Genomic DNA, 6855 nt, shown 5'->3' with positions numbered 1-6855 from the left:
GCCCGAGGCCAGCTTGCCCATGGCGTCGGTCATCCTGGAGATCGGACCCGCGATCGCACGGCTCAGCAGCCAGCCCATCAGGATCGAAAGAACGATCGAAAGCGCCCCGCCGACCACCAGGGTGGCGGCCGCCGTGGTCTGGGTCGCTCGTTGCCTTGCGGCGCGTTGCTTGAGCTGCTGGCCTTCGCGGTCCTGGTAGCCCTTGAGCATGGCGCGGATCTTGTTCAGACGGCCCTTCTTGCCGAGATCGATCAGGGCGGCCTCGTGGGTGGCCGGATCGGCCGCCATGGCCAACTGGTGATCCTGGTCGGCGAAGATGGCGTCGACCTCCGATTTGATCGCCGAGACGCCGGCCGCCTCTTGAGGCGCGATCCCGGCCCAGTCGACCATCACGCCCTGGTACTTCGCCAGCGCGCCATCCACCGGCTTCAGGAACGACTTGTCGCCGGTGATGGCGAAGCCGCGAACCGCGTTCTGGCGCTCGATGATCTGCAACTCGACGTCATGCGACATCTCGAGTTGGGCGACCTCCACATCATTGTCGGCGACAGCGGCCTTGATGCTTTGCAGGTTGAGGAACACGCCCACACACATGACCGTGACGATGGTCACCACACCGGCGAAACCGAGGACGAGTTTCTTGGAGATGTTCAGGTCGTTGAGCGACATGGGAGGGGCCTCGAGGAGCGTCGCGCCAGACTCGGCGATTTCGCCCAGGCCATCCCAGATCCGCTTGAAATATTGGTTAAGACTGGGAAATTCCGGCTGCGCGGCCCACCTCGCCCGGACGCCTCTAGCCGTCCGCCCCGGAGTCGCCGTCGTTGATCAGCAGCACCCGCGCGGGTCCGCCCTTGGCCAGCAGCACATATCCCGCCGCGGCGTCGAAATAGACGCCGTCGCCGCTCGCCAGGCTGAGCGGCGCATAGAGGTGGCCGTGGAACTCCACCGCGCCGGACAGCACCAGCACATAGGCTTCGCCTGGCTGCACCACCGGCGAGCCATGCGCCTCGAGGGTCTCTGCGGTCACATCGAGGATGACCGGCGAAAAGCTCTTGGACAGCAGGTCCGCCGCCGCGCGGCGGCCGTCCGCAGACCCGATCTGCACCGGGCCGCCCTCGCCTGTCCGCGTCACCGAACGACGGCCGGAAGGTGCGGCGGCGCCTTCCGCCTCGCGGGTCACCAGACCTTCGAGATCGACCTCGAGCGCGCGGCAAAGCCGCATCAGCTTGTCGTAATTGAGCGCGTTCTGACCCAGCTCCACCCGAGACAGGGTCGAGATCGGCACCCCGCTTTCCTCGCTGAGCGTCGCCAGACTCCAGCCGCGCGCGATCCTCAGCTTACGGATCGCCGCCCCGGTCTTGTCCGATAGTCGCGGCCGCATCCCACCCTATTCCCAAATCAACGCCGAGCTGGGAATGCTAGGGTGATTTTCTCAATCGCGCGACTGTCTCTCGCTCGTGGGCTGCGGGCGCGGAATAGGCTGTCGTCAGGTAGTTCACCAGCGGCTTGACCGCATCATCGGGTATGGTCGCGCCATAGGCCGTGCGCATCTTGGCCACCTCCGCCTCCCAGAACGCAGCCGACATCCCGCGCGGCTGCGTGGTGACATAATCGGCTGAATGACAAGCCAAGCAGTAGGTCTGGGCCTTGGCGAGGTCTGGACCTTCCAACAGGCGCGCGGTTTCGGGCGGCGGTGAATAGGCGGGCGGCGGGGACCCGGGCTGGGCCGCGGCGAGGCCAGCCAGCATGATGCTCGCCAGCGCCGGCAAGAGCGCGGCATGGATCAGACGGGGGCTCATGCCGCTATCACCCGGACAGGATCGACGACGTTGCGCATATAGCCGGGTGGGTTCCAGGTCTGGGTCATCGGCTGGACTTCGCCAGCCTTGCTGTGGGCCCGGGCCATCAGCACATGGTCGCCCTGGCCCAGCGCCACGTGGGTCGACCATTCGCGGAAGCCATAAGGACCATGGTCCTGGCCCAGCGCGGCGGGCGCCCAAGCCTTGCCGCCATCGGTCGAGACCTCCACGCCCGCGATGCCTGAGCCGCCGTCGAAGGAGATGCCGCGAAGCATGACGCGCTTGCCACCGGCGATCGTCTGGCCGTCCTGAACATTGGTTATGAAGCTGCGCACGTTCAGCCGCCCGATCGGCCGGGTCTGGGCCGCCGGCTGGCCGGCGGGGGTGCAGGCGCAGTCGTTGTCCGGCACGCGATAGGCCTTCTGCATGAAATAGCTCTGCGAGTCCTGCTCCAGCAGAGTGATGTCGGTAAGGTGCTTGACCCAATAGGTGCCGTAGTAGCCGGGCACGATCAGCCGTAGCGGATAGCCGTTCAGCAGCGGCAGCGGCGCGCCGTTCATCTCATAGGCCAGCATGACTTCATCCTGGCGCGCGTGCTCGACGCTGAGCGCCTTGATGAAATCTGGAATCACCCTCATCGGCGGAACATCGGCGCCATTGAATTCCACGGCCTTGGCGCTCGCTTTCACACCGGCCCGGTCCAGCAGGGCGCGCAGCGGGACTCCGCGCCACAGGGCCGCGCCCATCGCCCCGTTGCCCAACTGACCGCCTCCGACGCGCGGGTCGGAAAAGCCGCGGCCGTTGCCGGAGCACTGGTTCACCGCCGCCCGCTCGACGACGGGAAAATCGCGTCGCAGGTCATCCATTCCGAGATCCAGAGGCGTGTCCACCGCCCCACCGATCATCAGGCGGTGGGTTGCGACGTTCAGCCCGCGCGGCGGGGCGCCCGACAGGTGATAACGGACGAAGAAGGCATCGTTGGGCGTGAAAGCGCCGTGGTCGAACACTTCGAACGGCGTCTCGAGCTGGGGTGGCCGTTGCGTGAGGACGATCAGCGGACGCTTCTGCGGATAGGCCGCCATCGGTCGATCGCCATTTGCGAAGGGCAGAGCGACGGATTCTCCGGCCGCGCGCGTGGCTGAGGCTGCCAGAAGCGCGCCCGCGCCCATTAGAACGCCGCGCCTGTGGGCTGTGGACATCCGCACGAGGACTTCTCCCGATTTCTCGGAAGAGATTGTCCCAAGCAGGCGCGGGACGCTAGGCGAAGATGTCCAGGCGCTGCCCCTGATCGGCGCTCGTCTGCGCGGCGGTGTTTGATGTCGCGCTCAGGCCCGCCAGCGCACCGCCGAAGCGCACCGCAGGAGTCTGGCTGGAGGAGAATGCGTTGCTGGCCGAAGCAGGCTGCGGCGTCAGTGTCGACGGCGTGTGGTCCTTGGCGTCGACGCCATAGGGACCGTCCTTGGGATGGGCCGGATCGATGTGCTTCTTGGCTTCGTCGACCTCCGTGCAGTTCTTGCACGAGTAGCCATTGACCGTGACCGGGGTCGGATAGTTCACCGTGGTCATCGCTCGCCCTTCTGACGCCGACCCTTCGAGAGGCCCGCCAGCCTATTCGCCAGACTGAAGGATTCGGTTACAGCCCCGCTTGGGCCCGGCGGATGGCCTCGCCCGAGGCCCAGGTCGCGTGGGTGCCCGACGAAATGCGCTGCGGCAGGCGAATCCGGCAGACCGGCCCGGCGGCGATGTCCCTGGCGTCGATCAGCACGCATTCGGAGAGGTCGGCGCCCATGTCGGTGACGAAGCTGACCAGATAGCCGTCGTCCTCATCCGTCGCCCCGAGGCGCGGCGCAAACGGCGCCTCGGAACCATAGCGCCCTGGCCCGAAATCATAGGTCGCGGAGCCGCCGGTCTCCAGGTCGTGCTTGACGATGGCGGTGAACAGGAACCACCCCGGCTTGGCGGTCGTCGAATAGAGGTAGCGGCCCTTCTTGCCCGCGGTCCGCTGGTTGAACGAACCGAACTCCAGGACGCGGTCGTCCAGCAGGCCTTCGCGAACCGCGCCGGTCTTCAGGTTAAAGCGCCAGCGATAGAGCTTCGGCTTCATCGAGTGCTCGTCGAGGTAGGCCATCATCTGGCCGAGCCTGGGCCCGAACCCTTCCAGCGGCGGCGGTTGCGGATCTTCCTGGAAGTAGCCGTCGAGCACGATCTCGTCGCAGTCCTCGTAGGCGTTCATCCAGTGCAGGACGAAGCACGGCCGGGCCTCGAACCAACGGATGTCCTCAGGTTGGCCGAACCGCGGCAGGATGGCGAAGCGGGTCGGCAGGTCACGATAGAAACGCGCGGCGTGATAGCCCTTGGGCAGCAGGTCCGGGTCCCAGAATAGTGGCAGGTCGGCCAGGATCGAGTAGTGCTCCGTGAACGCCATGTCGTGTGGCAGGCGCGGCCCGGGAAGCGGGATCGGCACATAGTGCTTGAGCCGGTTGTCGGCGCCCACGACGCCGTAGTGCATGTAAGGCGCGCGCTTGGAGTAGTTGAAGAACATCAGCTCGCCCGTGGCCTCGTCGACCTTGCAGTGGGCGGAGACACCCTCGGCGGGGACCCAGCTTTCCGACCCATGTTGCTCCAAGCTGTAGGGGTCCAGCCGATAGCCTTCGCCGCACTGGTAGAACGTCGAGAGGATCTGGCCCGCGTGGACCACCACGTCGGTCGACGAGGAATCCTTCAGGCTGCCCTGCGCGCCCCAGCCTGGCCGCTTCGACTTGGCCGGGTGTTCGGCCAACCCCGCCCACAGCGCCTCGCCCGCCGCCTGTTCGGCCTCGAAGCCCTTGGTGCGCACGAAGCGGTTGCGGTAGCTCGCCCGCCCGTCGCGGAAGGCCATGGCGTGGAGCATCCCGTCGCCGTCAAACGGGTGATATAGCCCGATCGGAGCATGCACCGGGTTCTCGGTATTGCGCACATAGACTCCGTCGAGGTCCTTCGGGATCTCGCCGACGACGGCGAGGTCGGTGGCGTCATATTCGTCGAAGTTCGGCGTCCAGGCCCCGGTCATATAGGGGTGGTCGGTCTCGCCGAGCGTCGAGGCGATGCGATTGACGAGGGTGGCCGGCATAGCGGTCTCCTCCCGGAGGTCCCCGTCCAGCGTTCCATGCGCGCCCCGCGCGCACAAGCCAGTGGCGCGCAATCGCAAACCGGACCAGTTTGCGCGCGACCTTAAGGACCGCGCAGGACTCAGGCTCCATGATCATTCGGGACATCGACACGGACGCGGCCGCCGCGCACGAGATGTTCCAATCCTTCGAGGGCATGGAGGGCTTGCCGGTCTCCGTGCCTGCCGCGCGCAAGAGCCTCGACATCCAGGCCTTCGCCCGCCGGGTCTATCCGGGCATCCTGGTGGCGATCACCATCGGCCTCGCGGCCGACTGGCTCTCCGGCCACTACAAAGCGCCGGTGATGCTGTTTGCGCTGCTGTTCGGCATGACCTTTCACTTCCTGCACGAGGAAGGCCGCTGCATCCCGGGCATCGAGTTCGCCTCCAAGGCGGTCTTGAGGACCGGCGTCGCCCTGCTGGGCGCGCGGATCACCGTTGAGCAGATCATCGCGCTCGGCCCGGTGCCCATCGCCATGGTGGTGGCGGGGGTCACGACCACGGTGCTGATGGGCATGCTGCTGGCCCGCCTGCTCGGGCAGAGCCGCAGCTTCGGGGTGCTCTCCGGCGGCTCGGTGGGCATCTGCGGCGCCTCGGCGGCGCTGGCCATCGCCTCGGTCCTGCCCAAGAACAGGGAGAGCGAGCGCGACGTGATCCTGACCGTGGTGGTGGTCACCGGCCTCTCGACCATCGCCATGATCCTCTACCCGATGCTGGTGACCGCGCTGGGCTTCGACAATCAGCGCGCGGGCCTGTTCCTGGGCGGCACCATCCACGACGTGGCCCAGGTGGTGGGCGCCGGCTACATGATCTCCCAGAAGACCGGCGACATTGCGACCTATGTGAAACTGCTGCGCGTGGCCATGCTGCTGCCGGTGGTGGGGACCATCGCCCTCATCCTCGCGCGAAACGCCGGCGGCGCGGCCAAGGCCAAGGTGCCGCTGCCGTGGTTTCTGTTCGGCTTCGCCGCCCTGGTGGCGATCAACAGCCTGGGCTTCCTGCCCAAGGTCGCCGTCGATACAGCCAGCGACGTGTCGCGCTGGTGCCTGGTAGTGGCCATCTCCGCGCTCGGCATGAAAACGTCGTTCAAGGCCCTGATCGCCGCCGGCTGGCGGCCCGTGGCGGTGATGGTGCTGGAGACCGCCTGGATCGCCGGCCTGGTCCTGGCTGTGGTCGAGTTCGCCACCTAGAATTCTCCTTCACACCGGCCGGGCGAACAACGTTGCGGCAAACAATTGGTGGGCTAGGATGTCCGCTGGGCGTCAGAATGGACATTTGCCATGCCGACTTTCACGGCAGGCCCGCTGGGGGTCGACTTCGACCAGATTGACGTAGGCGGCCTTGCGGCCGGCCAAGCGTCGGCGATGGGCGCGACGTCATTTGTCATCACCACGGGCGCCGAGCAGGACCTGTTCCAAGGCAGCGGCTTCGTCTATGGCGGCGGCCTCTTGCCGACCGCCGGGGTGATCACCACCATCACCGACACCATCGGGGGCCAGCAGAGTTTCACGCTCGATGGCCTGAACCTCTCGACGGCCGATCTCAACGCCTGGGTAGTCAGCGATTCCAGCGAGGCCGCCAAGGAGACGCTGTTCGCCGGCGACGATGTGATCAACGGCTCGAACAGCGCCGACCTGCTGCGTGGATATGGCGGTGACGACACGATCAACGGCAACGATGGAAATGACCTGATCAATGGCGGCGACGGAAACAACTCCATCCACGGAGGGAATGGCGACGACGTCATCGCCGTCACCAGCGGATCGAACTACCTGCGCGGCGACGATGGCGACGACCATATCGTGGGCGGCTCAGGCTTTGACGACATCAATGGCAACAAGGGCAATGACACGATCGACGGCGGGCCTGGCGGCAACGACTGGCTGGTGGGCGGCCAGGGGGACGACCTGA

General features: G+C 66.4%; 8 protein-coding genes. 2 read left to right on the top strand and 6 right to left on the bottom strand.

What is annotated here, in order from left to right; translation table 11 throughout:
- From E8A12_RS02580 to E8A12_RS02555, 6 genes are all read right to left on the bottom strand, one after another.
- Positions 1 to 669: CHASE3 domain-containing protein (locus E8A12_RS02580; protein WP_293366195.1), on the bottom strand; the 669-nt coding region annotated here is incomplete at its 3' end.
- Positions 670 to 793: 124 nt separating this feature from the next.
- Positions 794 to 1381 (bottom strand): XRE family transcriptional regulator, encoded by a 588-nt coding sequence (locus E8A12_RS02575; protein ID WP_293366194.1) that lies wholly within the window; start codon positions 1379 to 1381, stop codon positions 794 to 796.
- 37 nt (positions 1382 to 1418) lie between these two features.
- A complete protein-coding gene (locus E8A12_RS02570; protein ID WP_293366193.1) occupies positions 1419 to 1799 on the bottom strand; it encodes a cytochrome c in 381 nt (126 codons plus the stop codon).
- Entirely contained in the window at positions 1796 to 2881 is a 1086-nt protein-coding gene (locus E8A12_RS02565; RefSeq protein WP_293366192.1) for a molybdopterin-dependent oxidoreductase, read from the bottom strand. The genes E8A12_RS02570 and E8A12_RS02565 overlap by 4 nt, the downstream gene beginning before the upstream one ends.
- 175 nt (positions 2882 to 3056) lie before the next feature.
- On the bottom strand, positions 3057 to 3365 hold the full coding sequence (locus E8A12_RS02560) for a hypothetical protein (protein ID WP_293366191.1): 309 nt from the start codon (positions 3363 to 3365) through the stop codon (positions 3057 to 3059).
- Between the two features lie 67 nt (positions 3366 to 3432).
- Positions 3433 to 4908 (bottom strand): carotenoid oxygenase family protein, encoded by a 1476-nt coding sequence (locus tag E8A12_RS02555; RefSeq protein WP_293366190.1) that lies wholly within the window; start codon positions 4906 to 4908, stop codon positions 3433 to 3435.
- A gap of 128 nt (positions 4909 to 5036) precedes the next feature.
- On the opposite strand from E8A12_RS02555, the gene E8A12_RS02550 reads away from it, so the two are divergent.
- Positions 5037 to 6134: a putative sulfate exporter family transporter gene (locus E8A12_RS02550; protein ID WP_293366189.1), complete on the top strand. Its 1098-nt coding sequence runs from the start codon at positions 5037 to 5039 to the stop codon at positions 6132 to 6134.
- 90 nt (positions 6135 to 6224) lie between these two features.
- The coding region (locus E8A12_RS02545) for a calcium-binding protein (RefSeq protein ID WP_293366188.1) at positions 6225 to 6855 on the top strand (631 nt) is incomplete at its 3' end.

The sequence above is a fragment of the Phenylobacterium sp. genome, from assembly GCF_004799395.1.
Taxonomy (GTDB): Bacteria; Pseudomonadota; Alphaproteobacteria; order Caulobacterales; family Caulobacteraceae; genus Phenylobacterium.
Note: the sequence above shows the minus strand (reverse complement) of the source record. Positions and strands in the feature narration are given on the sequence as shown.

Coding starts and splice junctions, on each gene's coding strand:
- E8A12_RS02575 (WP_293366194.1), bottom strand. CDS start 1,381: ATGCGGCCGCGACTATCGGACAAGACCGGGGCGGCGATCCGTAAGCTG.
- E8A12_RS02570 (WP_293366193.1), bottom strand. CDS start 1,799: ATGAGCCCCCGTCTGATCCATGCCGCGCTCTTGCCGGCGCTGGCGAGC.
- E8A12_RS02565 (WP_293366192.1), bottom strand. CDS start 2,881: ATGGCGGCCTATCCGCAGAAGCGTCCGCTGATCGTCCTCACGCAACGG.
- E8A12_RS02560 (WP_293366191.1), bottom strand. CDS start 3,365: ATGACCACGGTGAACTATCCGACCCCGGTCACGGTCAATGGCTACTCG.
- E8A12_RS02555 (WP_293366190.1), bottom strand. CDS start 4,908: ATGCCGGCCACCCTCGTCAATCGCATCGCCTCGACGCTCGGCGAGACC.
- E8A12_RS02550 (WP_293366189.1), top strand. CDS start 5,037: ATGATCATTCGGGACATCGACACGGACGCGGCCGCCGCGCACGAGATG.